The 26,690-nt window shown below is 66.5% G+C and carries 26 protein-coding genes and 1 pseudogene; 16 read left to right on the top strand and 11 right to left on the bottom strand.

The genetic code is table 11. From position 1 onward, the window contains the following. From MNOD_RS32920 to MNOD_RS32870, 12 genes are all read left to right on the top strand, one after another. Positions 1-480, top strand: coding sequence for a hypothetical protein (locus MNOD_RS32920; RefSeq protein ID WP_015933279.1), 480 nt, complete (start codon positions 1-3; stop codon positions 478-480). Next, positions 480-992, top strand: a complete 513-nt coding sequence (locus MNOD_RS32915) for a zinc-finger-containing protein (protein ID WP_015933278.1) — start codon at positions 480-482, stop codon at positions 990-992. The genes MNOD_RS32920 and MNOD_RS32915 overlap by 1 nt, the downstream gene beginning before the upstream one ends. Further along, a complete protein-coding gene (locus tag MNOD_RS41990) occupies positions 989-1,576 on the top strand; it encodes a winged helix-turn-helix domain-containing protein (RefSeq protein ID WP_015933277.1) in 588 nt (195 codons plus the stop codon). The genes MNOD_RS32915 and MNOD_RS41990 overlap by 4 nt, the downstream gene beginning before the upstream one ends. Continuing rightward, the gene (locus MNOD_RS32905) at positions 1,569-1,832 is read left to right on the top strand and encodes a hypothetical protein (protein WP_015933276.1); all 264 of its coding nucleotides are present in this window, start codon (positions 1,569-1,571) and stop codon (positions 1,830-1,832) included. Before MNOD_RS41990 ends, MNOD_RS32905 begins: the two co-directional genes overlap by 8 nt. Further along, the gene (locus MNOD_RS41985; RefSeq protein ID WP_015933275.1) at positions 1,829-2,155 is read left to right on the top strand and encodes a hypothetical protein; all 327 of its coding nucleotides are present in this window, start codon (positions 1,829-1,831) and stop codon (positions 2,153-2,155) included. The genes MNOD_RS32905 and MNOD_RS41985 overlap by 4 nt, the downstream gene beginning before the upstream one ends. Beyond that, complete coding sequence (locus tag MNOD_RS32895) at positions 2,155-2,601, top strand: ASCH domain-containing protein (RefSeq protein ID WP_015933274.1); 447 nt, start codon at positions 2,155-2,157, stop codon at positions 2,599-2,601. Before MNOD_RS41985 ends, MNOD_RS32895 begins: the two co-directional genes overlap by 1 nt. Beyond that, on the top strand, positions 2,598-2,861 hold the full coding sequence (locus MNOD_RS32890; protein ID WP_015933273.1) for a hypothetical protein: 264 nt from the start codon (positions 2,598-2,600) through the stop codon (positions 2,859-2,861). Before MNOD_RS32895 ends, MNOD_RS32890 begins: the two co-directional genes overlap by 4 nt. Beyond that, positions 2,861-3,325, top strand: a complete 465-nt coding sequence (locus MNOD_RS32885) for a hypothetical protein (protein ID WP_015933272.1) — start codon at positions 2,861-2,863, stop codon at positions 3,323-3,325. Before MNOD_RS32890 ends, MNOD_RS32885 begins: the two co-directional genes overlap by 1 nt. A gap of 14 nt (positions 3,326-3,339) precedes the next feature. Then, positions 3,340-4,197 carry a phage Gp37/Gp68 family protein gene (locus MNOD_RS32880; RefSeq protein ID WP_015933271.1) on the top strand — a complete coding sequence of 286 codons (858 nt, stop codon included), beginning with the start codon at positions 3,340-3,342 and terminating at the stop codon, positions 4,195-4,197. A 103-nt stretch (positions 4,198-4,300) separates the two neighbouring features. Continuing rightward, the gene (locus MNOD_RS32875) at positions 4,301-4,597 is read left to right on the top strand and encodes a hypothetical protein (protein ID WP_015933269.1); all 297 of its coding nucleotides are present in this window, start codon (positions 4,301-4,303) and stop codon (positions 4,595-4,597) included. 62 nt (positions 4,598-4,659) lie between these two features. Beyond that, a complete protein-coding gene (locus MNOD_RS41980) occupies positions 4,660-5,031 on the top strand; it encodes a hypothetical protein (protein ID WP_015933268.1) in 372 nt (123 codons plus the stop codon). 74 nt (positions 5,032-5,105) lie between these two features. After that, on the top strand, positions 5,106-6,089 hold the full coding sequence (locus MNOD_RS32870; protein ID WP_015933267.1) for a tyrosine-type recombinase/integrase: 984 nt from the start codon (positions 5,106-5,108) through the stop codon (positions 6,087-6,089). A gap of 531 nt (positions 6,090-6,620) precedes the next feature. Here MNOD_RS32870 and MNOD_RS32865 read toward each other — a convergent pair. Both MNOD_RS32865 and MNOD_RS32860 read right to left on the bottom strand, forming a co-directional pair. Beyond that, on the bottom strand, positions 6,621-7,820 hold the full coding sequence (locus MNOD_RS32865; RefSeq protein ID WP_015933266.1) for a phosphoserine transaminase: 1,200 nt from the start codon (positions 7,818-7,820) through the stop codon (positions 6,621-6,623). A gap of 36 nt (positions 7,821-7,856) precedes the next feature. Beyond that, positions 7,857-8,063, bottom strand: a pseudogene (locus MNOD_RS32860) (homospermidine synthase); the annotation flags it as partial. A 169-nt stretch (positions 8,064-8,232) separates the two neighbouring features. Here MNOD_RS32860 and MNOD_RS49575 point away from each other — a divergent pair. The 3 genes from MNOD_RS49575 (at position 8,233) to MNOD_RS32845 (ending at position 12,682) form a co-directional block, all read left to right on the top strand. Further along, positions 8,233-8,499, top strand: a complete 267-nt coding sequence (locus MNOD_RS49575) for a hypothetical protein (RefSeq protein WP_244424607.1) — start codon at positions 8,233-8,235, stop codon at positions 8,497-8,499. Positions 8,500-9,424: 925 nt separating this feature from the next. Next, positions 9,425-11,674, top strand: coding sequence for a TonB-dependent receptor (locus tag MNOD_RS32850; protein WP_015933264.1), 2,250 nt, complete (start codon positions 9,425-9,427; stop codon positions 11,672-11,674). 150 nt (positions 11,675-11,824) lie between these two features. Next, entirely contained in the window at positions 11,825-12,682 is an 858-nt protein-coding gene (locus MNOD_RS32845) for an IS5-like element ISMno12 family transposase (RefSeq protein WP_015927380.1), read from the top strand. Positions 12,683-13,075: 393 nt separating this feature from the next. Here MNOD_RS32845 and MNOD_RS32840 read toward each other — a convergent pair whose 3' ends face one another. From MNOD_RS32840 to sbnA, 8 genes are all read right to left on the bottom strand, one after another. Beyond that, a complete protein-coding gene (locus tag MNOD_RS32840; RefSeq protein ID WP_015933263.1) occupies positions 13,076-13,462 on the bottom strand; it encodes a ParB N-terminal domain-containing protein in 387 nt (128 codons plus the stop codon). After that, the gene (locus MNOD_RS32835; RefSeq protein WP_015933262.1) at positions 13,459-14,670 is read right to left on the bottom strand and encodes a type III PLP-dependent enzyme; all 1,212 of its coding nucleotides are present in this window, start codon (positions 14,668-14,670) and stop codon (positions 13,459-13,461) included. Before MNOD_RS32835 ends, MNOD_RS32840 begins: the two co-directional genes overlap by 4 nt. Further along, the gene (locus MNOD_RS32830; protein WP_015933261.1) at positions 14,667-15,446 is read right to left on the bottom strand and encodes an HpcH/HpaI aldolase family protein; all 780 of its coding nucleotides are present in this window, start codon (positions 15,444-15,446) and stop codon (positions 14,667-14,669) included. The genes MNOD_RS32835 and MNOD_RS32830 overlap by 4 nt, the downstream gene beginning before the upstream one ends. Then, positions 15,443-18,904 (bottom strand): IucA/IucC family protein, encoded by a 3,462-nt coding sequence (locus tag MNOD_RS44505; protein WP_015933260.1) that lies wholly within the window; start codon positions 18,902-18,904, stop codon positions 15,443-15,445. The genes MNOD_RS32830 and MNOD_RS44505 overlap by 4 nt, the downstream gene beginning before the upstream one ends. After that, complete coding sequence (locus tag MNOD_RS32820) at positions 18,901-20,076, bottom strand: MFS transporter (RefSeq protein ID WP_043749860.1); 1,176 nt, start codon at positions 20,074-20,076, stop codon at positions 18,901-18,903. Before MNOD_RS32820 ends, MNOD_RS44505 begins: the two co-directional genes overlap by 4 nt. 131 nt (positions 20,077-20,207) lie before the next feature. Beyond that, complete coding sequence (locus MNOD_RS32815) at positions 20,208-21,971, bottom strand: IucA/IucC family protein (protein WP_015933258.1); 1,764 nt, start codon at positions 21,969-21,971, stop codon at positions 20,208-20,210. An 11-nt stretch (positions 21,972-21,982) separates the two neighbouring features. Then, positions 21,983-22,993, bottom strand: coding sequence for a 2,3-diaminopropionate biosynthesis protein SbnB (gene sbnB, locus MNOD_RS32810; RefSeq protein WP_015933257.1), 1,011 nt, complete (start codon positions 22,991-22,993; stop codon positions 21,983-21,985). Between the two features lie 90 nt (positions 22,994-23,083). Continuing rightward, positions 23,084-24,085 (bottom strand): 2,3-diaminopropionate biosynthesis protein SbnA, encoded by a 1,002-nt coding sequence (sbnA, locus tag MNOD_RS32805; protein ID WP_015933256.1) that lies wholly within the window; start codon positions 24,083-24,085, stop codon positions 23,084-23,086. A gap of 822 nt (positions 24,086-24,907) precedes the next feature. On the opposite strand from sbnA, the gene MNOD_RS47355 reads away from it, so the two are divergent. Then, the gene (locus tag MNOD_RS47355) at positions 24,908-25,075 is read left to right on the top strand and encodes a hypothetical protein (protein ID WP_157091615.1); all 168 of its coding nucleotides are present in this window, start codon (positions 24,908-24,910) and stop codon (positions 25,073-25,075) included. Between the two features lie 55 nt (positions 25,076-25,130). Here MNOD_RS47355 and MNOD_RS32800 read toward each other — a convergent pair whose 3' ends face one another. Further along, on the bottom strand, positions 25,131-26,522 hold the full coding sequence (locus MNOD_RS32800; RefSeq protein WP_015933254.1) for an aminotransferase-like domain-containing protein: 1,392 nt from the start codon (positions 26,520-26,522) through the stop codon (positions 25,131-25,133). Between the last annotated feature and the right edge of the window lie 168 nt (positions 26,523-26,690).

The following is a 26,690-nucleotide window of genomic DNA, read 5'->3' as shown; positions in this document are numbered from 1 at the left end:
ATGCGCGCCCTTCCCATCACGATCACGGCCAACGACTCGGGGCACTTCAACCTCACCGTCGGGCACGGCGAAAATACCCAGCACGCGACCGGCCTCGCGTGGGACGAGCTCCTCGGCATGGTGGGTGTGCTCACCCACCCCGAGATCCGGTCCGCGCCCTACGGCATCAGCAAGGTCCGCGCGGTCGGTGCTCCGGAGCCGGACGCCCCCGCGCCCTGCGTCCCGCGGCACCAGGAGCCGGCGCCGCCGCCGCTGCCCGAGCCGATGGCGGTGATCCGCATCCCGCTCGATCAGGCCAATCAGCTGTCGTCCGGCATGGCCGACCTGCTGTGCTGGCTCGGCGGCTTCCGGGCGGCGCTCCATAATGATGCTCTCGACCGCTTGCCCATGGGGATCGACCAGACCCGCGAGGCGCGCCGCCTGATCCGTGCGGCGATCTCTGACGCGACTGGAGATGACTTCGCGGAGCTGCCGTTCTGATGGGCGCGCCCAGCTGCTGCGGGGCGCTCGCGCGCCTCACGACCGGCCGGGAGATCTATCCCCACCGCGTCGATCTCGCCCGCACGTCCTTCTGGAAGTGCGACACCTGCCAGGGGCACGTCGGCTGCCATGAGGGCACTCACCAGCCCCTCGGCACTCCTGCCACCGCCGAGGTGCGCGCCGCCCGCAAGGCGGTGCACCGGGTGCTCGACCCGATCTGGCAGGATGCCTGGCGCATCCGCGCCTACGTCGGGCGGCCGAAGCGCGACCGGCGAAGGATCCAATGCGCGGCCCGGCGCCGGCTCTACGCCTACCTCGCCCACCGCCTCGGGATTCCGCGCGAGGCGTGCCACGTCGGCATGTTCGACCTCGACCGCTGCGCCGCGGCGCTCGCGGTGCTGGACGGCCTCACCTACGGCGCCGTGCGCGCCTGGGCGCAGCCGATCGAGGCCGCGGCCCGCGCGGCCGGGAAGCCCAGGCCGCTCCGCGAGCGCGGGAGGGCCGCGGCATGATGCAGGCCGAGCACGCCACCGAGCTGCGCGCGCTGCGCCGCGCCCTGGCCGAGAAGGAGGCCGAGGTCGCCGAGCTGCGGCGGGCCCTGACCGGCTCCCTGACCACGCCCCGCGCGTGGGGGCTCACCGCCACCGAGGAGCGCCTGCTGCTCGCCCTGCGGCGCGGCACCCTGATGAGCCGCGACGCGCTGATGACCGCCGTCTACCAGCTGGCCGACGACGAGCCGTCCGAAGGCGTCCTCGACGTGATGATCAGCAAGCTGCGGCGGAAGCTCGCCCGGCGCGCGGCCGGCATCCACATCGAGACCGCCTGGGGGCGGGGGTGGCAGCTGGCTCCCGAGAGCGCGCGGATGCTCGCCCGGATCCTCGATCCGAGCATTCCCGACCACCGCAAGCCGAAGGCCCGGCGGTTCTTCTGGCCGGAGCCCGCGGTCACCCGGCTGGTCGAACTGTGGAAGCAGGGCCGGACCTCCCCGCAGATCGCGAAGATCCTGGCCCAGGAGGGCCTGTGCCGGGTCTCGCGCTGCGCGGTGATCGCCAAGCTCCACCGCCTCGGTCTGCTGGGGGAGGGCCGCCATGGATGAGCCCTGCGCCTGCCCCTACTGCCGCCTCACCCGCCGGATGATGGAGGTCATTGCCGAGGAGGCCGCCGCCAGCGGGATCGCTGCCAGCGGCTTGTCGCTCCGCGCGGCGGACGTGGCCCTCATCGCCCTGGCGCGCGTGGCGGGGATCACGCTGAACCGGATCGATGACATCGGCACGGATCGCTTCGCCAACCTCGTGGTGCAGGCCCGCGACTGCGCCCGCGCGGAGATCAGCGCCGCGGGAGGCATCCAGTGATCTGGGCCCTCCTGCACTACCAGCGGGTGATCGCGACCGGCTGCCTCGCCGACGTCCTCGACGCGGCCGAGGGCGACGACGTGATCGAGCGGACCTTCCTGCCCGGCGGGCTGCGCGAGATCGCGCGCATCCTCGAAGTGCCGGTCCATGCCCTCTTCGGCGCCGAGCAGGAGCCGGCGGCCGGTGGCGAGATCTTCACCCTCGTGACGCTGCCCGGCACGGTGCAGCTGCTGCGCGCCTACGAGGCCCTGGTGCCGGTGCGGCGCCGCGCGCTGCTGACCCTGATCGGCCCGGCCGAGGATGCGATCGGGGAGGCACCCTGATGGTCGCCTACAACTTCAAGCCGCGCTTCGTGGAGCCGATCGCGCTGGGCGCCAAGGCCCAGACGATCCGCGCCCACCGCGGCGTCACCAACCAGGGGCGCCACGCGCGGCCCGGCGAGGCGCTGCAGCTCTACACCGGCCAGCGGACCCGCCACTGCAAGCTGATCGGCCGGACCACCTGCGAGAGCGTGGACCGGATCATCCTGACCCTGCCGAGCATTGCGCAGCGCCCGTCCGTGATCCTGACGAACGGCGCCGGCACCGTGACCGAGGACACCGACGATCCGGCCGCGCTCGACGCCTTCGCGCGGCGGGACGGCTTCCGCGACTTCGATGACCTGGCTGCCTTCAGGCGCGCGGAGCATCCGGACGTCTGGGTCTTCTCCGGCGTCGTGATCCGCTGGCCGCCCTTCCAGAACTTCGACGCACTTGGAGGTGCCGCATGACCCCCGCTCCCGACACCGCTCAGTGCCGACAGCTCGGCGACCAGCTGATAGCGCTCTGCGCCGGCTTCCCCTGCGAGATCGCCATGCTCGCGCTGGCCGACGCCCTGGCCATGGGGGCCGCCCAGGCGGCCGACACGCCCGACGAGGCCGCGGCGATCCTGCGCGACCTCCTGCCCGAGATGCAGCAGTCGGTCCGGGTCAACTGGCCGGCGGTCCTGCGCGCCCGGGCCGCGCTCGGCTGCGGGGGAGGACGCGCCTGATGCCCGCCCCCTCCTCCGCTTCGCAGGGTGGACCGATGACCACCGAGACCCAGGCCGGCCCGGCCTTCCGCCGCTTCGACGGCGCCGACATCTGGCTCGGCCTCACCCGCGAGGAGCAGGCCCGGATCGGCGCTGTCGCGATCGAGCTGGTCGCCTCCTGGCGGCTGCGCCAGCGCGTCTACGAGGACCAGCTAAGCGACATCCTCGGGCGCGCGGCCGAGGCCGCCGAGACCCTGCTGACCCGGATGCTCACCATGGAGGTGTCCGAGGCGCTGCCGGACGGCGCCCTGGAGGCGGAGGACGGCGTCACACCGCGCGTCCCGTTGCTGCTCGGCGGAATCTGCCGGGATTGCGGCTGCACCCAGGAGGACGCCTGCCCCGGCGGCTGCGGCTGGGCCGGCGAGGACCAGTGCTCGACCTGTGCCCGCGAGAACGCCCCAGCGGCGGGCCGGATCGAGCTTTGACCCGGAGGCAGTGCATGGCCGAGAACAGCAAGATCGAATGGTGCCACCACACCTTCAATCCCTGGGTGGGCTGCACTCGCCTCAGCCCGGCATGCGACCACTGCTACGCCGAGGCCTGGGCCAAGCGCACCGGACAGGCGCACCTCTGGACCGGCGAGCGCCGCCGGACCAGCGCCTCGAACTGGCAGCAGCCGCTCAAGTGGGACCGCGCCGCGGCAGCGGCCGGCGAGCGGCATCGGGTCTTCTGTGCCTCGCTGGCCGACTTCTTCGACAACCAGGTGCCGAGCCGCTGGCGCGACGACGCTTGGCACCGCATCGCCCAGACCCCGCACCTCGATTGGATGCTGCTGACGAAGCGCCCGCAGAACATCGCCAAGATGCTGCCGGGCTCGGCGATCGGCGCGCCGGCCTGGGGCGCGGGCTGGCCGAACGTCTGGCTCGGCACGACGATCGAAGACCGTGCCCGGCTGCGGAACCTCGACGCGCTGAGGACCGTGCCGGCGCGGGTCCGCTTCCTGTCCTGCGAGCCGTTGCTCGAGGATCTCGGTGAGATCGACCTCACCGGCATCCACCTCGTGATCGTCGGCGGCGAGAGCGGCCCGGGCGCCCGGCCGATGCGTGCGGAGTGGGCGCGAGCCATCCGAGGCCAGTGCATCGCGGCGGGCGTCGCCTATCACTTCAAGCAGCACGGCGACTGGATCGACGTCGACCAACTGCGCCACCTCGACGGCTGGACGGGCGGGCCTGAGTTCGGGCGCTTCGACCACTGCCGCTACGACCAAGACGCCGAATGCCTGCGGATCGGCAAGGCCGCCGCCGGCCGCCTCCTCGACGGCCGCACCTGGGATCAGATGCCGGAGGTGCGTCCGTGAGCACCTTCGAAACCATCCGGCTCGGCGCCATCACGCTCTACGCGCTCTTCGGCGCCACCCGCTACAGCTGGCGCGCCGTGCGAAGGGGAGGGGGAGGGAGACAATGAGACCAGGCGCTCTGACGGAGGGCGAGGCCGATGCGATCTACACCGCTCTGGTCGAGGAGGCTGGGGCACCCGACGACGTATACGACCGCGAGATGTTCGTGCGCTCCGCAGCCGGCGTGCTTCCACTGGAATGGCGCTTCCAGGGGCGGCTCGGGTTCGGCGGCAAGCTGTACTTCGACGGGGAGAGGCCGCCGCGTGTCGATTGCTACCCGCAGGATCGGAATGAGGAGCGCGAGGCGATCATCGCCCGCACCAACGAGCGGCTCACCATACTGGAGATCCTCCGTGCGTGAGTTCGTGCGCGTCGCGCTCGGGGCGCCGCTCGTCGTGTGGTGTCACAGTCGGGGAGGGGCCGATGCCTGAGAGTCCGCTTGCGAGCTTCCCGATCCCCGACCGTCTCGCCCGCGCCTTCCAGGAGCGGACCGCCATCACCCTTGCCGAGGCCGCCAACGCTCTGGAGATGAACCAGAAGCAGCTTCGGGCCGAGGTGAAGGCCGGCAAGGTGAAGTACGTCTTGCGGGGTCAGAGTCAAACCCGCAAGCTGCGCCGGTTTCTTCTCGTGGATCTGCTGGAATACCTCAACGGGGAGCGCCGCCAGGAATGTCCGTCTACAAGCGCCCGAACTCCGCGTTCTACTGGTGCGAGTTTGCAATCGGGGGTCATCGAATTCGATGCTCTACGGGCGAAACTGATCGCCGGCAGGCGCAAGTCGCCGAAAAGAGACTAAGGGAAAAGAAGCGCCTCGAACTGGCAGAAGCCGAGAACCGTCGGGCCGAATGGGGCGGTAAAGAACCGCCGACCATGGCGCATGTCTGTACCCGATACTTCAACGAGGTAGGACAGTTTCACGCGACGCCCGACACGACGTGGTGGGCGCTCGAATGGCTCGCGCACCACTTCGGCAAGGAGACGCTCCTCTCGGAGATCACGACGGAGCGGATCGCGGAGATGGTCGCGTATCGGCGCGGGATCCGCGTGCGCCGGGATCCGGAAACGGGAGCGCTGCGCGAGATCCCATCGGAGAAGGTCGCGAACGCCACCGTGAACCGCTACGCGGTGGAGCCCCTCCGGAAGCTGTTCCGACGCGCCCGGGACGTGTGGCTCTACCAGATACCCTACCCGCGCTGGGGCGACCTGCGGTTATCCGAGCCGCAGGAGCGCATCCGCGAGGCGGACCCGGACGAGGAGCACCGGATCGTCGAGGCGCTCGGGCCGGACTATGGCCGCCTGTTCCGGTTCATGATGGCGACGGGCACCCGCGCCAGCGGCGCCCTGCTCACGTGGCCGCAGATCGACCGTCGCAACCGCGTGGCGCGGATCAGGAACAAGGCCAAGGACGGGCAGGCCCGCTGGTACACGATCCCGCTCACGAACGCGTGCCTCGCGATCCTGGACGAGTGCAAGGGGCACCACCCAATCGCCGTGTTCACCTACACCGTGGCGCGCACCCGGGACGGACGGACAAAGGGCGAGCGGCTGCCGATCACAGACAACGGCTTCAAGACGCACTGGCGGCGCTGCATCCGCGAGGCCGGCCTCGCCGAAGGCTTCCGGCGACATGACACCCGCCACACCGCCGGCACCCGCTACGTTCGGGCGACCGGCAACCTGAAGGGCGCGCAGAAGCTGCTGGGTCACTCCCGCATCGAAACCACGACCCGCTACGCCCACGTGCTCCTCGACGACATCCGGGCAGGGCTTGAGGCCGTGGAGGCCACCCACACTGCTCAATCTCCCCACATTGAGCCCCACATTGACGCGGCTGAAGGCAGAAAATCGAGTTAGATCAGGTGTTTAGTGCGTCAGAACGTTGTTCTGGGGGACTAGGGGTCGTGGGTTCGAATCCCGCCGCTCCGACCATTTATCTTCAGGAACTTAGCCCTGATCTTGAGGTGGTGCCGGCACCCCGGTTTGCAGAACGGTTTGCAAAATCGTGGGTCTGCGACGCGCCCACGATGGTCTGGACGGTGCCGGTCGCTCTCGCGCTGGCAGCCTAACGCCACGCTAAGACGTGGCGATGTTTGCCACCGAATCGTCTCCCGGTCCCCCCGCCGTGCTCGCATAGAGCCGCGGGCTCGCCAACCTGTCGCTGGGCCAGCCGCCGTGTCCTGGCTTCAGGCTCGACGCGGCCGTCCGCGGCTACCTCGATGACCCCACGCCCGGCATGCGGCTGATCGCGGAGGGGGGTTGCTCTCGACCTCGCCGCGGTCGTGCTGGCCCACCCCTATGACCGCGAGTTTTGGCATTCTGCAATTTAGTCTGCTTTCTCTTCGTTACTGCCAGAGCGGTCCGCTGCGAGGTGCGCAGGGTCCGGCTTCAAAGGTTGCGCTTGGCCTGAGAAAAGGCCCAGTCAAGCCAAGGGGTAAGCGCCTCGAGATCGTCACGCTCGACGGTGCCGCCGCACCAGATGCGAAGACCCGGGGGCGCATCGCGGTAGGCGCCGATGTCGAAAGCGACCTGCTCCCGTTCCAGGATCTCGACGATGTCCTTCGTCAGGGCTGCAGTTGCCGCATCGCCCCTGGCGAGCACGTCGGGATCGGTGATGACGAGGCAGACGCTCGTGTTCGAGTAGGTGGCTGAATCGACCGCAAGATTGGTAATCCAGGGGGTCCGCGCCACCCAGTCATGGATCACCTTGGCGTTGGCGTTGGCCCGTGCGTGAAGCGCGTCGAGGCCGCCGATCGACTCGGCCCAGCGCAGGGCATCAAGGTAGTCTTCGACCGCGAGCATCGAGGGCGTGTTGATCGTGTCCCCCTCGAAGATGCCGTCTATCAGCTTACCGTTCTTTGCGAGGCGGAAGACCTTCGGCACGGGCCAAGCGGGGGTGTGGCTCTCGATCCGTGCGACGGCGCGTGGCGACAGAACCAAGACGCCATGAGCAGCTTCGCTGCCCATCACCTTCTGCCAGGAGAAGGTGACAACATCGAGCTTGTCGAAAGGCAGAGGCTGCGCAAAGGCTGCCGAGGTGGCATCGCAGATCGTGATGCCTTCGCGGTCCGCCGCGATCCAGTCGCCGTTCGGCACCTTCACGCCCGCAGCCGTGCCGTTCCAGGTGAAGATGACGTCGTTGTGCCAAGTGTCGATCCGAGAGAGATCCGGCAGCACGCCATAGGGTGCTTGGTGAACGCGAGGATTGATCTTCAGCTCTTTCAACGCGTCCGTAACCCACTCGGCCCCGAAAGCTTCCCAGGCAGCGACCTCGACGGCCCTCGGGCCCAGCATCGTCCACATGGCCATCTCGACGGCACCGGTGTCGGAGCCCGGCACGATGCCGATGCGGTAGCCGGATGGTACGCGCAGGACTCGACGGGTCAGGTCTATGGCTTCCTTGAGCCTGCTCCTGCCCAGTGGAGAGCGGTGGGAGCGGCCGAGTACCGCCCTTGAGAGCGCATCGACCTGCCAGCCAGGACGCTTGGTGCACGGCCCAGACGAGAAGCAGGGCACACGCGGACGCACCTCAGGCCGACGAGATGCCGCCTCAAGCGATCCGGATTTGCCGGAAGCGCCCGTGCCCATCACATGAAGAGTGCCCTGCATCGCGGCTGCCTCCTGCTACTGGACCAGCATGTTGCGGAACTGCCAGGGATCGCTCTCGTCGATGTCCTCCGGGAACAGCCCGGGACGGTCGGCGAGCACGGCCGAGGTCACCTGCAGGCCGGTGGCGTTCTGGTAGGGGGCGATGCGGCGCGTCTCCTCGATGGAGAGCTGCGAGCCGTACCAGTAGGCGTTCTTGCCGTGGCCGTAGAGGAACACGCCGATCACGATGGGTCCAGTGATGCGGCCATGCACGGGCCAATGGCGGTCAACCATATCTGCATCCTGCAGGGGCGTTGAAACGGGCCGGCCTTCAGGCACAGCCGTGACGGCGACATCGCCACGCCCCAGTGGGCGACGTCGCCGAGGCCTGTAGGAGAACGGAGAGCTCTTAGTGCTTGAGGAATGCTCTGGTCGTTTTTGGAGCATCCTCGACGAAACGCAGTCCAACGCCTTCAACTGCAACCACGTGCCGACCACCCGTCTGGGTGTCACAGAAGGGCATCCGATCTCCGACCTTCAGGCCCAGCAGCGCGATGCCAAGTGGGCTGCCCGCCGAGATCTCGTCGTCGGGGCTTATCAAGTCACAAGGATGCACGAGCATGTGAGCCCGCAGGCATGGCTCGTCATCGATCCGGTAGATCACACGACAATTGGCTGAAACAACCTGGTCGGGCAGCTCCATGGCCGGGCATACCGTCGCCCGCTCCAATTCAGAAAATAGAAAAACGACGTTACGGTCTCCGTGCATGTAGGCTGTGAGCCCATACACGACGAGACGGTCAAAATCGTAATTAGAAATCGTAATCGGTGGGAGGCTGGGGACTCCGTCCATACTGGCACCTCACAGCATGACCGCCCCGCGCAGCTATTCCGGGCAGTGCAGATCGCGGCGCAGCCGTTTCCAACGGCGTGCACGAAGAACAACGATTATGTGCTGGAGATTTTTCCCTGGGCCTGGCCTCACCCTGACAAGGTTAGCCAAGCGCCAGGGCTAAGAGCCTGCTTGGAGGCTGCCCGCGCGTGCCAGGAGGCGGATGCTTTGAAGGCGATTGGACATAGCGTCTTCCAGGATAGACAGAGCCATTCGGGAGTCAAGTGGGGCTTGGCGGGCTGTCAGGGCAATCGCTTCTGCGTCAGGGAGTCAGTGGCAGGTGTGCCTATGATTCATGAGGGCTTTGTGCCGGAAGCCGCCTGGAGGGCGAGGGCCGCATCGTCCAGCCCGACAGCAGGGTGGGGCGGAGCGCCCCTTCTACCGCGCGATGGGGCCGTTCGGGCCCGAGCAGCTGCAGTGGTCGGACAAGGCGAGCGCCGAGCTCGTTGCGGTGCTCTACGCGGGCGCGGAGCCGGTCGGGCAGTTCCCGGCTGCGGCCGCGCGCATTTATCGCCCAACACGACTACACCACAAGAAGGCGAACGCGCATTGAACGGGCATGCCTAGATTTAGAAAAAGTATAATTAAAACACATGCCCTAGGTGTGTCATCAACATCACTCGGGAAAATCTAATACCAACGCAGGCATTGCGAGCCTTGCTGCAGAACGCCATTTGTTGGCACCGTGCTGACGTTCCTAGAGGCAGGTGTGATGCGTAGGATGAGCTGCAATCAAGCATTGCGAGACCATGGTCAGGTCGCGCCAGTGTCGAGAAAGTCTACCGACCTCCTGACCGTTCTGGTGGCCACTGTCGCGCTCAGCCCCCTCGCCGCCAGAGCTCAGGAAGCTGCCGGCGGATCCATTCAGCTCTCCGAGATCGTGGTCGAAGGAGCCGGCCAGGGCACGGCACCCGGTACTGCGCCTGCATCTGTGGGCAATCCAAATGCCGTCGTTGGACCGCCGCCCCCGCCCTATGCCGGTGGGCAGGTTGGCTCCGGCTCGCGCCTCGGCTTTCTCGGCAATCGCAGCACCTTCGACCAGCCCTTCAGCCAAACCAGCTTTACCGACAAGCTCATCCGCGATCAGCAGGCCCACACTCTCCAGGATGTTGTGAACAACGACCCGGCCGTGCGCACAAATGTGCCAGCCTTCAGCGGCATCCAGGGCTTCTTCATCCGTGGCTTCCCGTACTTCGCCCAGGACATCGCGTTCAACGGCCTCTATGGCGTGGCCGACGCCTTCAATCCGGCGCTCGAACCGATCGAACGCGTGGAGGTGCTCCATGGCCCCTCGACGCTCCTCTCCGGCATCCCGCTTTTCGGCAACATCGGCGGCACCATCAACCTGATCCCCAAGCGCGCGTTGGAGGTGCCTCTCACGCGCGTGACCCAGGGCTACATCTCCGATGGTCAGAGCTACACGGCACTGGACTTCAGTCGCCGCTACGGTGCGTTCAACGAATGGGGGGTTCGCTTCAACGGCGCCTACCAGTTTGGCAAGACGCCCATCGATAATCAGCAGATCGAGTTTGGCGTTGCGGCCCTGGCGCTTGACTACCGCGGCGAGCGCTTGCGGCTGTCCGCCGACCTCGGATACCAGAAGACCGACTTCAACTCACCGCTGCGCAACCGCACGGTTGCAGCCGGCTTCCCCATTCCTCGCGCCCCAAACCTGAGGCTGAACCAGCAGCAGCCTTGGGAGTACCGCGACAGCGACAACAAGCAAGTGGCGCTGCGGGCCGAGTATGACCTCACTGACCAGCTCACCGTCTATGCCGCCTACGGCCACAGTCAGTTCTATCAGGAGTACCTAGGTGGTGTTCTGACGATCTTCAATGCTCGCGGCGATTACCGCGATCCAATTAGCTATCTGCCATTCATCTCGAATGGAGATACAGGCGAGGTCGGAGCGCGTGGTCACTTCTATACGGGTCCAGTCAAGCACGAAGTGGGCGTCGCGGCAGTCGGCCTCTGGTACGACCAAAGTGCAGTCAGCTATTCTATTGGCAGCACCATCACTTCCAACCTCTATGCACCGACCTATTTTCCGCCTCGCAGCGCATTCGGGCAGACTGACGCGCTGCCGATGACCGCTGCACGAATCAACCGCTCGGTGGCCATTGCCGACACACTGTCTGTATTCGATGGCCGAGTACAGCTCACCATTGGCGGGCGCTGGCAGGGTATCAACGTAAAGAGCTTCAACGCTCGTACCGGAGCGACAACTGCGATCGAGGATAGCAGCGCATTCTCACCCGGGGTCGGTTTGGTGGTGAAGCCGATAGATCGGCTCTCACTCTACGCCAACTACATCGAGGGTCTAACCTCCCCGGCCATACCACTCACGGCAGCGAATGCGAACCAAGCGTTGCCAGCCATCGTGTCGAGCCAGGTTGAGGCTGGGGCCAAGTACGATTTCGGTGCCGTGGGCGTGGGCTTCGCCGCCTACGAGATCAACCAGCCCTTCGGCTTTCTGGGCCTCAACAACGTGTTCGCGCTGAACGGCGAGCAGCGCAACCGTGGCGTCGAGTTCAGCGTGTTCGGCGAGCCCGCGCCCGGCTTTCGCTTGCTTGGCGGTTTCAGTCTGATCGACGGACGCCTGCTGAAGACGCAGGGCGGTCGGTTCGACGGCAATGTCGCCGTTGGTGTTCCTGACGCTCAGGTCAATCTTTACGCTGAATACGATCTTCCGCCATGGCTTGCACCCGGCGTGACGCTGACCGGGCGCATCATCTACACATCTGCACAGTATTATGACCAGGCAAACTCGCAAAAGATCCCGGATTGGGCTACGCTTGATCTTGGCCTGCGCTACAGCACCGTTGTTCAGGATCGCCCTGTGACCTTCCGCGCCAATGTGGTCAACGTCACAGGCAACAACTACTGGGCTACGACCGGCCGCGGAATCCTGAGCCAAGGTGCGCCTCGCACCTTCTTGGTATCAGCGACAGTCGATTTCTAGAGCGCTCCCCGCCGAAGCGGATGCCGGTTCGGCGCAAGGGAGCGCGAAAAATCAAAGACTTGAGAGCCGCGGCCGTTTCAACCGAAACGGGCACGGCTCTAAGAGTCCGTTGGGAAAGGGTGGCCAAGAGAAAATGCGGGATGATAGAGCATGTCTGCTCGTCTCGAATGGATGAATGGCCCCTCCTTGGTCTGGACCGCTGCAAATCGGCCGCGCTATGATCGTCGCAGCCAGAGATACCCGAGTGATATGACGAACGACGAGTGGCTCACCCTGGAGCCACTGCTTCCTGTCGCGGAGGGGATCGGGCGGCCCCGGACCTATCCTATTCGGGACATCATGAACGGCATCCGCTACGTGCAGCGGTACGGCATTCCCTGGGATGCCATGCCAAAGGATCTGCCGCCCGCCAGTCTCTGCTACGATTACTGGCGGTTGCTCACCGATGGCGGCCACATGGACCGGATCAACCATCATCTCGTGATGAGGGATCGTGAGAAGTCCGGGAAAGAAGCCAGTCCAACGCTGGCGATTGTGGATGCCCAGGCGGTGAAGTGTGACGCCCCGCAAGGCGAGCGCGGGTACGATGCGGCGAAACAAGTGCTGGGGCGCAAGCGGCATCTGGCGGTCGACAGCGACGGACGCCTGCTTGCGGTGATGATCACTCCGGCCAACGTTCAGGATCAAGAGGGCGGGATCCCGCTCGTCAAGCGCTTGGTTCGTCTCTGTCCCTGGATCAAGACAATCGTGGTGGACGGTGGGTACAAGGCCCGTTTCATTGAGGCGGTTCAGGCTGGCACGAGCCGTGTCGTGGAAGTGGTCGTACGGCCGCAATTTGGGAAGGGCTTTGTGCTTCTGCCGAAACGATGGCGGATTGAGCAAAGCATCGGCGCTCTCACGGTGTCGCGCCGTCTCAAGCTGGATTACGATACGCTGCTTCACATCTCGGCGGCGGCTATGCTTTTCGCCTCTATAACTCGGCTTCTCGCGTCAATCACTATGAAATGACCCTTTCCCAACGGACTCTAAGCCCGGAGTGCTCGTCGCATTGAGGAACACAGGTCGCCGGTCCGCATCAGGAGCCTTGCGGATCGTCCTGACCGGTTGCGGTGGCGGTGCTGATGGACGGAGCCGCTGCGTGGCAAGTCTCGTGCTGGATCCCGGGCCACATTCCGCTGCCGCTGCATGCGCCCGGGAAAGAGAGAGCCAATCTCCTCGCGTGGGCTGACATGGTCTCATCCGGCATCCGCATGGCGAAGCCATCAATCGGATTTCGAATGATTCAGCCTTCAGTGACTTGCCCAACCCGGCCCTACGGTGGTGCGCGCTCGGTGAATGCCGTTCGCTCGACGTTGAGGCTGTTATGAACCCGGCGCTGGGCGAAGTGGACGCGCGAAAGTTCTACAGGAGCTGCGCGAGTTTGACACTTACTGGCTTGGCAGTCCCAAACGCGTGCCGCGTCGTCTTGGGTGGATAGAGTTGGCCATCGCGGGCGCGCCGCAGCACCTCTTCACGAGTGGGAACGACGTCGGCACGCCAAGAGGCCAGATCGACGGCCTCGTAGTCGAAGACGCGGACCGGTACGCGGGTGAGGCCGAGTTGAATGGCAGCCGCACGGCGATGGTGACCGTCGAGGAGCGCCAGCGTCGTCCGCTCGACGCAGATCGGCTGCGTCCAGGCCTGCTGCGCCACGATCAGATCGACCACCTCGCGCACGCGATCCGGGCAGATCTCTTCGGTCGGCCGCAGGGCATGGGGCGAAATGAAGTGGAGATCGGCCGTGCTCATGCGGGCTGCTCCGTCGTTTCTCTGGATGAGGAGAGAAAGATTCGCTCTGGCCGCGCATGGCAGAGGAAATCGTGGTGCGAGATGTCCCAGCCGTAAGCGCCCGCCATCTGCAGGCAAACCAAATCGCCGATGCGCGCGCGCGGCACCGGAACGTCACGGGCGAGCACATCCTTTGGCGTGCACAACTCACCAGCCAGCGTGAGCTTCGTGTCGAGCAATTCCGGCCTGGGCCAGGGGTGCGACCACTCCTCGCGCGGCAGGATTTCGAAGGGGTGGTTGTGCGACCACGAACTCGGCAGCCGGAAATGATGGGTGCCGCCGCGCAACAGCGCGAAAGCGCGTCCGTGTACCTGTTTCAGGTCGATGATTTCGCAGACGTATGCCGCATGATACGCGGCGACGATGCGTCCGCACTCGAACTGCAAGCGAAGACCTTTCGCGTGGGGAGTCAGCGCGCGTGCGAAACCGATGACGTCAAAGCGCCAGTCCGGATCGGCGTAGTCGACACCCCAGCCACCACCAAGGTTGACGATCCTCAGGTCCAGGCCGTGCTCGGCGGCCAAGCCGCGGGCCATCGCCAGTTCGGCGGTGCAGAGGGCCGCATGGGCAGCGGCATCCCGGTTGTTGGATACCGTATGGAAATGGAAGCCCTCGAACCGTAACGCGCGGCAGTCGCGCAGAATGGTGAGCGCATCGGGGATCGCGGATTGCTCGATGCCGAACTGGGTCGCCGCGCCGCCCATGGTCAGGGTCGCACCCGGGACCGGACCGGCAAGATTGACGCGCAACAGCACGGGAATCGTCGCACCGGCCCGTGCTGCGACCGCGTTGGCGAGGCGCATGGCCTGAGCGCTCTCCACGTGCAGTCGCTCGACCCCGAACGCCAGAAGAGTGCGGATATCGCCTTCCGTGCGAGCGGGGCCGCCCATCACGATCCGGGCCGCGGATCCCACGGCTTGACGCACGCGGACGATCTCGCCAGCGGAAGCGACCTCGAAGCCGGCCACATGAGGAGCAAGCGCCCGCAGCACCTGCGGGTCATTGTTCGCTTTCACCGCATAGAAGAAGTCGGTGCCGGGCGGGAGAGGCGCGCGCAGCGCGCGAGCCTGCTCTCCCAGCGCGCTGAGGTCATGGAGGAAAGCGCATATGGGGCCATCGCCGCGCGTTACCGCGAGAATAGTCTCGATCGAAGGTCGGTAAAAGCTCATGATGCAGCTCCGGAGGCCCGCCACGCACGGTCCGTTTCCGTCAGCGCTCGACGCAGCAAGCCACGGTCGTTGGCGGCGATGATGCCGAGCGCGCCCTCGTCGAGGAGGCGCGACACGTCCCCGTTCGCGCGGGGAATCGCGAAAGCGTGGATACCGGCCTCTCGGCAGACCCGCGTCACGGCAGAGCCTGCGGCAACCACGGCGGGAGCGTTGGTCTGCCAGGGAAGACCGATCGCCTGCGAGAAGTCTGCAGCGCCGAACAGCAAACCATCGACGCCGTCGAGCCTGGCGATCTCTGCGGCCATCCGAACGCCATCCTCGTCCTCGATCATGGCAACCAACAGGGTCTCGCCGTCGAGGCGCGTGACGAGATCTCTCAGCTCGCAGTCGCCGTAGCGGCCGAGTCGTCCGGCGTTCAGGCCGCGGATTCCGCGGGGGGCGTAGCGGACCCGGCGCACGGCTTCCTCTGCATCCGCGGGCGAGGACACGCGCGGCACGACGATGCCGGCCGCGCCGGCATCGAGACACTGCAGGATTCTCTCCGAACGCGCATCCGGCACACGGACGAGGGCACTGAGGCCTGTGCGCTCGGCTGCCGCGAGCAACTGCTCCACAGCCGCGCCGTCGAGGAGCGTGTGCTCCAAGTCGATCAGGACGAAGTCGAAACCCGCGATCGCGGCAATCTCGACGATTTCGGGGGCGGCCAACGAGATGAACAGACCGCCTGCCGGGCACCCCGCATCGAGCCGGGTTTTCAGACGCAGGCGCGCGCTCATGCGAGGAAAGCCGCCAGCGGCGCAAGAGGATTGGCGATCGGCCGGCCATGGGCCGTTTTGGGATCGAGGCGCCGGCGGGCGAGCGCCTCGACCACCAGCATCTCGGAGCCGAGCCGGTAACGCAAAGCGCCCTCCCGTGCGGCCGGATAGGCTGCGCAATGTTTGCTCAGGATTGTGATCACCTGATGCCAGAACCGAGACTCGGAGTATCCGAACCAGAGATCGAGGCACCAGCCGAGTTCCGCCAAATTAACGCCGAACAGAGCATCGACCATGAAGTCGCGCACGTCCTCGACGTCCTGCGCCTCCACATACGAATTCGCGTTGACGCGGGCGTGATCCGGCGGGGTTGGCAGCAGGGCCGGGCGACGGCAGCCGAGCAGTTCAGGAATGAAGCGGACCCCGTCATGGAAATCCTTCAACGCCACGCGAGTCGGCCAGCCGTCACGGTGAAGGAGCACCATGTTCTGCTGGTGGCTCTCGAGCGCGATGCCCCGCGCGACCAGGACATGCACGACCGGCAGCATCGTGACCGTCAGCAGCCGATCGACCCAGGCCTCAATGCCGTAGCGGGCGATCCAACCCGCGACGAAGGGAGTCTCGCCGTCCAGGTGCGTGAGCGCTGCGAATGGAACGGCCTCCTCGTCCTCCAGGTACGGCGCGACCGGATCGCGCCAGATCGCCGAGAGGGCGCCGCGCGTCGCCCCGGTTCGGTCCCAGACCAGCGGACCCGTGACGGCAACGCCCATGCGCTCGGCCAGGAGAATCGTGCCGCTCGCGCGCAGGTAAGCGTCACTTGCCGCGACCTCATGGAGCCAAGCGCTGATGATCGGCGCATTGAGCACCGTATGGGGTGCGAGGGTGCGCGCCGTCGAGGTGTTGCGGATCGAGAGCGACAATTTCAGCGAGGGCGCGTCCGGTGCCGTCCGGTCGGCAAGGGTGCGGATCGATTGCTGGGCCGTATAGACATGCGGGCTTGCCCCGAGAGGGATCAGCAATCCTTTCTGCTGCTCGGCCGCTGTCGCACCATCGGCGACGCGCTCCCATTGCCAGGGATGGACCGGCATCAGGAAAAAATCGTCGAGCTTGCCCCCACTCGCCGTGATGCGGGCGGAAAAGGCAGCGCGGGTCGCTGGATCAAGACTTCCGCCGAGCAGCTTCTCGTCTTGATGACCTGGCCTCTCGATGGCGTTCGCCACCGCGAGCGAGCGATGGGCCGCAATCCAGACCGGCCGCAAGGGCTCACCGAATTCGGGACCGAAAGCCCGATTGTCGGCGGGCGTGAAGCCGATGCGGGACTTGAAGCAAGGGTGATAGCGGTGCCCGTCCGGAAGCCGACCCTCCAGATCGTCGTAGGACAGAGCCGAGAGCCGAGTTTCGGCAATCTGGGCCAGGGTCATGGCGTGGTTTGCCTGCGTTCGCGCCACTTCCTCGGCGAAACGGGCGTGATCGTCAGGCGTGCCGGGTAGGTCGGGGAGCAGGTCCGCGACGAAGGCGGAAGCCTCGGTGACCGGGCCAGCTTCCGACTCCAGGCTGTCGTGATCGAGGAGCACGCGGCCATAGGCCCGCATGCGCCGGGCGCGGGCCCGATAGGTCGCCGCGCCGCTCGTCGGCGTGACCGTCACGATCACGTCTTCGTCCGGACCACGAAGCGAGAGCACCGAACCGGGCAGCAATTCCTCATGCAGCAAGGCACCCAACAGCTGCCCCGAGACGCGTCGTCCGGCGAGGTCCCATGCAGCGTGGTGATCGGACGGAGCCGTTTCCGGCTTCGTCCCGCCGCAGCGTGAGCGTGTCGCCGAAGCGGTCGAGCGAAGCGGATTGTCGATGGCAACGTAGTCGGGGCGCTCGGAGCGGCCAGTCAGGCAGCTCACGAAATTTGCTTTTGCCGGCAGGGTCCTGGCCTCGAGCAGACGCCTGATCAGAACGGCGGTCTCGGCATCCTCGCGCGCGTTTGTGAGCGCCTCGGCGAGACAGCTCCAGAGCATGGCCTCGTCGGTCTGGGCGGCGCGCGCGACTGTCGCCACCACATGCGCGACTTGGTTCACGATGAGGTAATAGAGCAGGCGCTGCCATGCGTCGGCGCGCGTGTAGTGTACGGCCGGGTCCAGGAGCAGATCGGGCGCGAGGCGGGCAAAGCGCTCCGCATCGATGCTGACACCTTCGAGATCCCGAACCACGAGGCGCGCCGGCCGACCCGCGTCAAGCGAGAGCAGGCTGTTCTGGGCATGTGCCTCCAGGCTGATGCCCGTCGCCGCGAAGAGGCGCAACGGCGGCAGGATCACGACCCTCGCGTAGTCGTGCAGCCACGCCTTCGCATCCTCCATGCCGGTGAGAGCACATCCCATTCCGGCGAGGATCGGCTGGCCATCGCCGGGCGCGGGTTCCAGCAGGCCGGCGACGACAAAGGCTCGACGCGCCGGTCCCTCGCGCGCCAGCACGCCCGTGACGGCCTCCAAACCCGGAAGGTTGACGTGGAGTGCACCGCGCTCGCTCAGGATATCGAGGCCGCACGCAGCGACGCTCTCCGGGATCGCCGCAAGAGCGCGAGCGGCGGCGATGCTGCGGGCCAGATGCTCGCGGCTGTTGGTGCGCGCGAAATTCGTAATTCGCGCCGCGATCGGCAGCTTCAGGAACAGGTTCTGCTCCGGCGCAAATACCGTGCGCACCGAGGAGGTTGGAGTGACGACACCGCCACTCGGGCCTGTGATCGTGAGGCGGCCCGCCGCGATCAGGGCCGAAATCGTCGGATCGGCTTCAAGCCGTGCTGCCTGCCAGGGGTGGCTCGGGATCGGGATTCGGCTGCCGATCGCGTCGGACGACAACCTGGAGAGATCCGCAAGGGCTGCGAGCGTCCGTGTCTTGGCGTCGGGGTCGCGCCAGAGATCTCCGACGAGATCGGGATCGGCCAGCAGCCAACACAAGCGATAGGCTGCGCCGCGCTCGGGCGCATAGGCTTCGAAATCGGCGTCCGAGAAGCCGTCGATGCTCTTGGCGAGCGGGTGAAACGGATGGCCGTGCCATAAGCTCTGCTCCAGCCCGGCCGGACTGCGATCCGGAGCCCGTCCGGCGCAGGCGCGCGCATGATCACGGGAGCGCAGGAGACCATCGAGGATGCGCCGCCTCATTGCTTCCCGCGCCGGCGTCTCCTCGGGAGCCAACGCATCGATCATGCGATGCGCGAGTTCCGCGGGATCATCGAGCGTGCGGGTATGGCCGTCCGCCTTCCGCAGCAGAACTGGCCAGCCCCACTGATGAAAGCCGCTCGGTGACCGCCGCAGGCAATGGGCCAGGAGCGTGTCGGGTCCGAGGGGAATCGCACAACGCTCGCCCTCGGCCGGGTCGGAGCCGGATGCGCATTCGCGCAGCCATGTGTTCAGCAAGCGCTCCGTGGCGAAAGCCTGACAGACCGCGGCAGTGGGATCCGGCTTTGCAAGCGCAGCATCGGAACGGGTCATCGGGCTCGGCTCCAGGCATCACGGACGAGGCGTGGTTGAACGGTCAGAAGGGTGACGGCACCGGCCAGCGAGAGGCCGGCGGCCGCCCAGAGGGCACCGCCGGGGCCGAACGGACCGAGCATCAGTCCGGCCGCGAAGGGGCCGATGAGCTGGCCCACGGTGAGGCTCGCCCGGGCTCGCGCAATGGCAGCGACGCGACTCGGCCCGGCCGCTTCCACGGCGGCGAAGAGGGCCGGGGCCTGGCCTGAAAACAGCGCGCCTTGAAGCAGGCGGAGGGCTATGACGGCCGTAAGGCTCAGGCCGAGCGGCATCGCCGCAAAGGCCAGGGCACAGCCGAGAAGGGACAACGCGAGAGCGGCAACCGGCGCCACGGCATCGATGCCCCGGCCCCAGAGCGGGAGGATCGCGAGAGCAACAAGCCAGCTGAGGCTGTGCAGCAAACCGATCAGACCCGGCGTGTAGATCTCTGGATCATGGGCAATTGCCCAAGCAGGAAAGAAGGCGATGAAGGCGAAAGCCCCGGCGCTGCCGCACATGCCGGCCCCGAGCAGCGGCAGGGCGGTGCGGCGATCCGGTTCGGTTCCGCGCTCCGGCTCAACCAGCCTCTTGCGACACGCCGCAGCCGCGACGGCCGCAGCCAGCAGGATCAAGCCGCCGCAGGTGAGCATCAGGGTTCCCAGCTGTCCACGTTCGAAAGCCAGGCCGCCGACGATCGGACCGACCAAGCAGCCGGCAGAGACGGCCTGCTGCATCAGCGTGAAGCTTCGCCCTGATTGCGGAGTCAGCGACCGGAAGGCCAGTGCCAGCACGACGCCGCTGCCGGTGGCACCTTGGACCAGCCGACCCAGCACCAAGGTCAGCGGATCGGCCGCAAGTGCCAGAAGCCCGCAGCTCACCGCGCTCAGGGCACCCGTCCCGAGGATGAGCTCGGATAGGGAGAATCGTCGGGCAAGGCGTGTCCAAGCCGGTGTGAGGGCAAGCGTCGTCACGGCCGGGGCCGCCAATGCCAGGGCGGTCCAGGCGGCTGGCGATCCGCTCATGGTCACGACGTGGAGACCGAGGAACGGCAGCAATGCGAGCGGCGCGATGGTGACGAGGGCCTGCAACGCTGCAAGTGCGGCGAGGCCGGGCCCGGACTTGGAGCCGTGCCCGACCCGGTCGGGTCGGATCACGGCTCCAAGCTCTTGCTGTGACGCGCTCCCTTGCGCTGAACCGGCATCCACTTCGGCGGGGAGCGCTCTGGCCTGTTGAGAATCACGGTGTTCCGCGACAGGGGACCCCGCCCGCTCCTTCGATCCGAAAGTCATTGCGGGACGCCCAGGAAGAGCGGGTTCGGCGCACGTGCGAGGCGGCTGGGCATCGAGGTGCTCGGCATGCTGGATGCCAACAGCGGCGTCAGCACCTGCTTGAACGGTGCGCTCCGTTCATTGAGCAGGAGGCCCGAGATCAGTGCCTTGCGGGAGCTCGGCACATCGACATCGCGAAGAACCCTTCGCACTTGCGCGACCAGGATTCTGCGCGCGTCGCGGAGATCGAAGTTGGATTCTGCAGCCGCAAAGGCTTCGGCCACGGCACGCAAAGCAACGTCGATCGCGAGCGTCTGGGCGTAGGCGAGGAGATCCTCCGGCCGGCGCAGGAGCAGGGTGTTCCGCTGCGGATCGGTAATCAGGTAGGCCGGAACGGGCAGGCCGACCTCTTCGAGCCAGACGGGAGCGCAGCGAACGGTGTCGTGGTCGCGCAGGACGAGGCAGCGGGGCCGTCCTTCCACGAACGTGATCAGAGCGTTCTGGCCGTGCAGCTCCGGTGCGAAGCCGTAGCAGGCTCCGCGCAGCGCGGTGCCGAGAACCAATTCCGCGACGCTCGCGAAGAGTGCCTGCAGGTCCGGCCGGTCTCCCGCGATCAGGCGTATGGCCGGAGGAAGGCCGCCTCGCGGCGCCACCGCAAGACTCGCCAGCGGGACCGTCAATCCGCCTTCTGCAGGGAGGCGGCGGATGGTGCAGCCGAGAAGCGCCGGCCGCTCGGCATAGACGTCGCCATCGCGCTCAGCGAAATGCCAGAAGGCTGCTTCGTCGGCGAGGGCGACATGACGCGACAGCCAAGCGTCGCGCCGGAGCCCGGCGGCAAGCAGATCCGCGCCGTGCAAGCCATTGTGCAGGGATTGTGGCGTCAGGAGGCGGCGTACGCTCAACGTCTGCACGTCGAGCGGCAGCTTGAGATGAAGGCCAGGCTGGCCCGGGAGGACGAGGGTGCGCAGGGAGGCCGTCGCCGCAACGAGCGGGCCCTGGAAATCCAGGATGACGAGGTGCCCGGCCAGGATTTCCTGTTCGAAGCGCTCCGGCAGCACATGTGTGGCCTGCCATGGGTGCACCGGCAGCGCGATGTGTGAGACGGCAAGTCCGCGCTCCGCCATCTCCGCATCGAGCATCGCCTTTTGCGGGCCATCGAGGAGCGATACGGCGGGGCCGCTCCGTTCGGCCTTTGGCGAGGCCGAGAGGAGCGTCCGCGCGACGGCACACCAAGACAGCGCGAAGAGGCGTCCTGCCTCGGCGCCGTAGGCCAGCACCTCCGTCGGGCTCATTCCCTGGCGAGCCCGGGCCAGCGGATGAAAGGGGCGGTCCTGCCAGGCAGCGAGCCGTTCACAAGCGAGTGGCCGGCCCGCCAGCACATCCGCTTCCAGCGCCTGAGCAGATATCTCCCAGAGATCGCGCTGCGCGAGAATGCCACCGAGTTGGAGCCGGGTGCGCTCGGCGACAGGGGGCGCGAGATCCGGCAGGCCGGACAGAACCAGGTCGAGCAGCCCGGCCGCGCCGAGCTCGTTCCGGGCGCTGGCCGTCTCGTAATGGACCGAGCCGGCGAGACGCACTCCTTCTCGCCAGCCATCCGGCGCAACCCGGGCGCGCAGATGGCCTGGACCGAGCGCCAGCGCATAATCCCGTGTTTGGTCCACAGCTGCCGGCCCAAGAATCGCCCGGCTCTGGAAGCCGGCGACATCCTCCAGCCAGAGAGCGTCGAAGAGATCCGCCAGGATCGCCGACGTGATATCCGGTGCCGCTCCGCCACGAATCACGGCGTACGCCCTCAGAACAGCGGCAGCAGGGTACCGGCACCCCGCTCCTCGGCACGATGCAGGACGGCTCGGGCGCAGACGATGTCATCGACAGCCATTCCCATCGGGTTGAGCAGGATGATCTCGTCATCGCTCTCGCGACCCGGTTTCCGTCCGACGACGATTTCGCCGAGTTCGGCATGCAACTTGTCCCGGGAGAACACCCCCTCCTCGACAAGCAGGTTGATGATTTTCTTCTCCCGATTGGATTGATCCCAGTCGTCAACGATCACCTTGTCGGATTTGAGGAAAACATCTCGCTCAACATCCATGATCGAGACGTTGGCAAGCAGGGTGCCGCGTGCGAGCCAGCGGAAAGGCAGGTAGGGCGTATCGGTGACGGTGCAGGTGATCACGACGGCTGCATCGCGCACGGCCGCCTCGGCACTCCCCGATATCTCGATGCCAAGCCGCGGGAAGCGATCGCTTAAGCGAGCCGATAGATCCTCGGCCGCCGGTCTGCGCAGATCGAACAGCCGCAGGGTGCGCAGGCTTGAGAACTGCTCGGCCAGCATGCGAGCCTGCCGCTCGCCGATCGGCCCGCAGCCGATGATGGCCGCATCCGAGAAGTTCCGTCGTGCCAGATTCCGGATTGCGACACCCGTCACGGCGGCCGTGCGCATGGCGCTGATGAGGCCGGCTTCCAGGATTGCGACCGGAAAGTGCGTTTCGGAATCGTTGAGCACGATCACCGCGCTCGCTCGCTCCAGGCCGCGCACGGCTGGGTTGTCGTGCTTGGAGCCAATCCACTTCAGGCCGGCGATCGGATGCTTCCCGCCGATCCAGGCAGGCATGGCGATGATGCGGTCTGCAATGTGTCGTGTGCGCGGACTGCGCAGGTAGGGCTTGAGGGGCTGCACGAAGTCTCCGGACGCGTGCAGGCGAAACCCATCCTCGACCGCCTGCATGTAAAGGTCGGAGTGGTCACCACCGAGGGCGACGATGTCCGTGCGTGAGAGGTAGCGCAGAACCGGTGACGTCATCGTTCTTGATCCAAGTGGCTGGTGAGCAAGAGGCGTCCGCCCCGGGACCTAGCGGCTGCCCAGGTTGGCCATGTTTGAGCGCGTGGCAGATCAGGCCGCAGCGGCGCGGGTTCCGAGAGGACGGTAAGATGCCTCGAAGGATATCGAACGCCTCCGGTCCGCAGGCGGCCAAGCCGGGTTGTAGACAGTGTCGAGGTAGCGCTCACCACGATCCGGCAGCAGAGTGACGATGCGCGAGCCTGGCGGCAGATGCGGGATCAGCTTGGTGATCGCCGCAACCACAGTGCCCGAGGAGCCGCCTGCGAGGATGCCCTGTGTTTCGGCAAGGCGCCGACAGCCGAGTGTCGACTCCCAATCTGTAGCGTAGATCACGCTGTCGACTTCGGACAACGAGAGCTGTTCGGGCACGCGACTTGCGCCAATACCCGGAATATCCCGTCGCCCACCGGGGGCGCCGAAAATCACCGAACCGTCCAGATCGACGGCGACGACTGAGATCCGCGGCCAGCGCTCCCGCAAGCGCCGGGCCAATCCCATCAGGGTGCCACAGGTGGAGACCGCGGCGACGACGTGCGTCGGCTCGGCTGGCATGTCCCGCACGATCTCGGCACCGATACCGTGGTAGTGTGCACGCCAATTGTCAGGGTTGGCGTACTGGTTGAGCCAGACCGCACCCGGAATGGTTCGAGCGAGTTCCTCGACGCGCCGCACCCGCGTGTGCAAGTAACCGCCTTCTTCGTCCCTCTCATCAACCATATCGATACGGCCACCAAAGGCCTCGATGAGGCGAAGATTGGCTGGGGCGATATTCGGGTCGACGACAGCCGTGAAATTCAGACCGCGCTGTTTTGCGATCATAGCCAAAGCAATGCCAAGATTGCCCGACGAACTCTCAATAATGTGACTTCCCGGTCCGATTCGACCCGTGGATACAGCTTGCGCGACCATATAATGGGCCGTGCGATCCTTCACGCTGCCCCCGACATTCAGCAACTCCAGCTTGGCAAAGACTGGCACGACATCAGGCGGAAACAGCGCGTCGAGAGCGACGAGGGGTGTGCCTCCCACGACCATCCCGGTGTCCGGCATCATCGGCATTTCCTCGATAGTTGAACGGTATGAGTCCGACGCAGCGGATCTCAACATCCTGCGCGGGCGCTGCTTCTGTGCGTCGCCGTCAACGTCGACCTGTTTAGCCATAAATTCCTTGGTTGCAAGCAGGTCTCGCAAGAAATTCGCGAACGGACCCACTCATTAAATTGAAAATTTACAATCTACACCCGGAAGTATCTGAACTTAGAATTATGAAAAAGCGTCTTTTTCTTTGCGGTACACCTCCGATCGAAGGCTTGAGCCTGACCCGCATTGTGGCTTTGCCGCCCATGAGCCCACGAGCGAACGCACGGCCTTCGCTTCCGTCGTGAGCTTGTCGCCCGCTCGCTCGACCAGGTGCGGTCTGCGGCCGTGACGCGGCCGCTGGATGAGCGAGGATCGGTTGTCTCGACTGGCACGCTGCTACATGCCGCGGTGACACCCTGGCGTTGCGCGGACAGCTGCCGGCCCGGGACCCGGCCGAGTTGTCGATGCGATCCAGACCGAGGTCGAACGGTTGGACGAGGACTCGCGCCCTCCGTTCTGGATGTGGCGGCATTCCAGCCCCACGACTGCAACGGCGCCCCTGTCGCCTCATCCTCCGGGGGAGGTCGGCAATGCGGAGCGCAACGGGGATGTGCTTCGCGCGCGCATCTTGCTTCTCTGGAGGATTACCCGACCAAATATGACAGCGCTAAATTTGATGATGCAGCACGATCTGATCGGCACTACCATGCTGGCGATGCACAAAGGGGGCATGAAGTGCAGCCACTATCGTTGCCGCTACTTTCGGCAGCCGGGTTTGTGCTCGGATGTGCTGCTTTGCGCGCATCCCGGCGATACGCGAATGACCTCACGCCGCTCCTGACAGGGACGACCATCCTGCTTATCGTCATCCTGCTCCTGGCCGTCTGTGCGCGGGTGCAGATCTTGCCGTTCGAGACGACCGGTCGTGACGAGGCCGGGATCCCGTTCGACGACGCCCTGTGACGGACCGGGCAGCGGGCGCCTGCCGCGCGACGCGGCCGGAGACGCTCCGGGCCTGTCAGACGACCGTCGAGATCGCGCCGGGGGGATGCGACAGCAGGGTCGCGAGCAGGCTGAGGCCGTATCGCAGCGTCTCGCAATCCGGCGCGGCGCCCAGGGAAATCCGGATCGCCTCCGGCGCCGGGCCGACCGCGAACGCGTCGCTCACGATGACGGACAGCCCGAGCTGCCGCGCATGCGCACCGAACTCGCCCCGCCGCCAGGGCGCCGGAAGCCGGAGCCAGAGGTGATGCCCGCACGGATGGGCCTGGAGATCGAGATCCCGCAGCGTCTCCCGCGCGACGGCTTGGCGGAGGCCGTTCTCCCGCCGGATGGCCGCGATGATCCTGTCGAGGTCTCCCTGCGCGATCCACTGGGAGGCGAGCGCCGCCGCGAGAGGCGACGCCATCATGCTGATGGCGCGCAATTCCGCAGCGAGGCGGACCGCCTCGTTCGTCCCCGGCACCGCCACGTAGGCGATCCGCAGACCCGGGCTGACACATTTGGACAAGGTTGCGATGTGCCACGTGATGTCGCCGGCCAGGGCCGCGAGCGGGGCGGGAGCATCGGGCGGCAGCGCCCCATAGGCGTCGTCCTCGATGATCGTCACCCCGTGCGCGCGCGCGATCTGCGCGATCCGCTCGCGTCGGTCCGGCGGCAGCGTCGCGGTCGTCGGGTTGTCCAGCGTCGGTACCAGGTACAGGGCGCGGGGCCGCTCGGACCGGCAGCATGCGAGGAACGCCGCCGGGATGACGCCCGCATCGTCGCAGGCCACGGGCATCAGACGGCCCCCGCGCCGCTCGGCGGCCATGCGCAGGCCCGGATAGGTCAGGGCCGGCACGCACAGGGTATCACCCGGCCTGAGGACGACCGCCAGGACGGCGGCGAGCGCCGCCTGCGCCCCCCCGGCGACGAGGATGCGCTGGAGCGGGACCGGGCCCAGCCGCCGCCCGAGCCACTCCGCCGCCGCCGCGCGGTCGGCCAGGTTCCCGGCGCTGTCCTGGTACTGCATCCGGTCCAGGAAGCCCGGAGAGCCGGCAAGCCTCGACAGGCCGGCCTCGATCCGCTCGGCGAGCCTCGCCTCGGCCGGCTGCGGCGGCATGTTCATGCTGAAATCCACGCTGCCGGAAGGGTCCGGCCTGGGCAGGCTTGCCGACGGCAGCGCGGAGCCGCGAACGAAGCTGCCCCTGCCGGCACTGGCATCGATCAGCCCCATCCTGCGTGCTTCGTTGAAGGCGCGCGTGACCGTGGTGAGGTCGACATCGAGGTGCTTCGCCAAGGCACGCTGCGGCGGCAGCCGCGCCCCCGGGGACAGGCGCCCGCTGCGGATGTCATCGGCCAGGGCCTTGACGATCGCCAGATATTTCGGGCCGGCACCGGCCGCGATTGTAGGGCTCCAGGACTCCATCATTGACCCCGAGACAAACCATGTTGTATGCATACATGCGGCATACATACAGGGTGCGGATAGCTTCTGCCGTCTGGAGCTCCTTCCAGATCGGCATCCGAATGTATGGATACTAATCCATACATTGGCGGCCCGCAAGGCGGATGCTCTGCCGACGGGCAGGCCGGCGAC

Origin of the sequence: Methylobacterium nodulans ORS 2060, assembly GCF_000022085.1 — a bacterium.
In the GTDB taxonomy this organism is placed as follows: domain Bacteria; phylum Pseudomonadota; class Alphaproteobacteria; order Rhizobiales; family Beijerinckiaceae; genus Methylobacterium; species Methylobacterium nodulans.
Note: the sequence above shows the minus strand (reverse complement) of the source record. Positions and strands in the feature narration are given on the sequence as shown.

Excerpts from the sequence above, each read along its gene's own strand:
- MNOD_RS32920 (WP_015933279.1), top strand. The coding sequence starts at position 1 with ATGCGCGCCCTTCCCATCACGATCACGGCCAACGACTCGGGGCACTTC.
- MNOD_RS32915 (WP_015933278.1), top strand. The coding sequence starts at position 480 with ATGGGCGCGCCCAGCTGCTGCGGGGCGCTCGCGCGCCTCACGACCGGC.
- MNOD_RS41990 (WP_015933277.1), top strand. The coding sequence starts at position 989 with ATGATGCAGGCCGAGCACGCCACCGAGCTGCGCGCGCTGCGCCGCGCC.
- MNOD_RS32905 (WP_015933276.1), top strand. The coding sequence starts at position 1,569 with ATGGATGAGCCCTGCGCCTGCCCCTACTGCCGCCTCACCCGCCGGATG.
- MNOD_RS32895 (WP_015933274.1), top strand. The coding sequence starts at position 2,155 with ATGGTCGCCTACAACTTCAAGCCGCGCTTCGTGGAGCCGATCGCGCTG.
- MNOD_RS32890 (WP_015933273.1), top strand. The coding sequence starts at position 2,598 with ATGACCCCCGCTCCCGACACCGCTCAGTGCCGACAGCTCGGCGACCAG.
- MNOD_RS32885 (WP_015933272.1), top strand. The coding sequence starts at position 2,861 with ATGCCCGCCCCCTCCTCCGCTTCGCAGGGTGGACCGATGACCACCGAG.
- MNOD_RS32880 (WP_015933271.1), top strand. The coding sequence starts at position 3,340 with ATGGCCGAGAACAGCAAGATCGAATGGTGCCACCACACCTTCAATCCC.
- MNOD_RS32875 (WP_015933269.1), top strand. The coding sequence starts at position 4,301 with ATGAGACCAGGCGCTCTGACGGAGGGCGAGGCCGATGCGATCTACACC.
- MNOD_RS41980 (WP_015933268.1), top strand. The coding sequence starts at position 4,660 with ATGCCTGAGAGTCCGCTTGCGAGCTTCCCGATCCCCGACCGTCTCGCC.
- MNOD_RS32870 (WP_015933267.1), top strand. The coding sequence starts at position 5,106 with ATGGCGCATGTCTGTACCCGATACTTCAACGAGGTAGGACAGTTTCAC.
- MNOD_RS32865 (WP_015933266.1), bottom strand. The coding sequence starts at position 7,820 with ATGGGCACGGGCGCTTCCGGCAAATCCGGATCGCTTGAGGCGGCATCT.
- MNOD_RS32850 (WP_015933264.1), top strand. The coding sequence starts at position 9,425 with ATGCGTAGGATGAGCTGCAATCAAGCATTGCGAGACCATGGTCAGGTC.
- MNOD_RS32845 (WP_015927380.1), top strand. The coding sequence starts at position 11,825 with ATGTCTGCTCGTCTCGAATGGATGAATGGCCCCTCCTTGGTCTGGACC.
- MNOD_RS32840 (WP_015933263.1), bottom strand. The coding sequence starts at position 13,462 with ATGAGCACGGCCGATCTCCACTTCATTTCGCCCCATGCCCTGCGGCCG.
- MNOD_RS32835 (WP_015933262.1), bottom strand. The coding sequence starts at position 14,670 with ATGAGCTTTTACCGACCTTCGATCGAGACTATTCTCGCGGTAACGCGC.
- MNOD_RS32830 (WP_015933261.1), bottom strand. The coding sequence starts at position 15,446 with ATGAGCGCGCGCCTGCGTCTGAAAACCCGGCTCGATGCGGGGTGCCCG.
- MNOD_RS44505 (WP_015933260.1), bottom strand. The coding sequence starts at position 18,904 with ATGACCCGTTCCGATGCTGCGCTTGCAAAGCCGGATCCCACTGCCGCG.
- sbnB (WP_015933257.1), bottom strand. The coding sequence starts at position 22,993 with ATGACGTCACCGGTTCTGCGCTACCTCTCACGCACGGACATCGTCGCC.
- sbnA (WP_015933256.1), bottom strand. The coding sequence starts at position 24,085 with ATGATGCCGGACACCGGGATGGTCGTGGGAGGCACACCCCTCGTCGCT.
- MNOD_RS32800 (WP_015933254.1), bottom strand. The coding sequence starts at position 26,522 with ATGATGGAGTCCTGGAGCCCTACAATCGCGGCCGGTGCCGGCCCGAAA.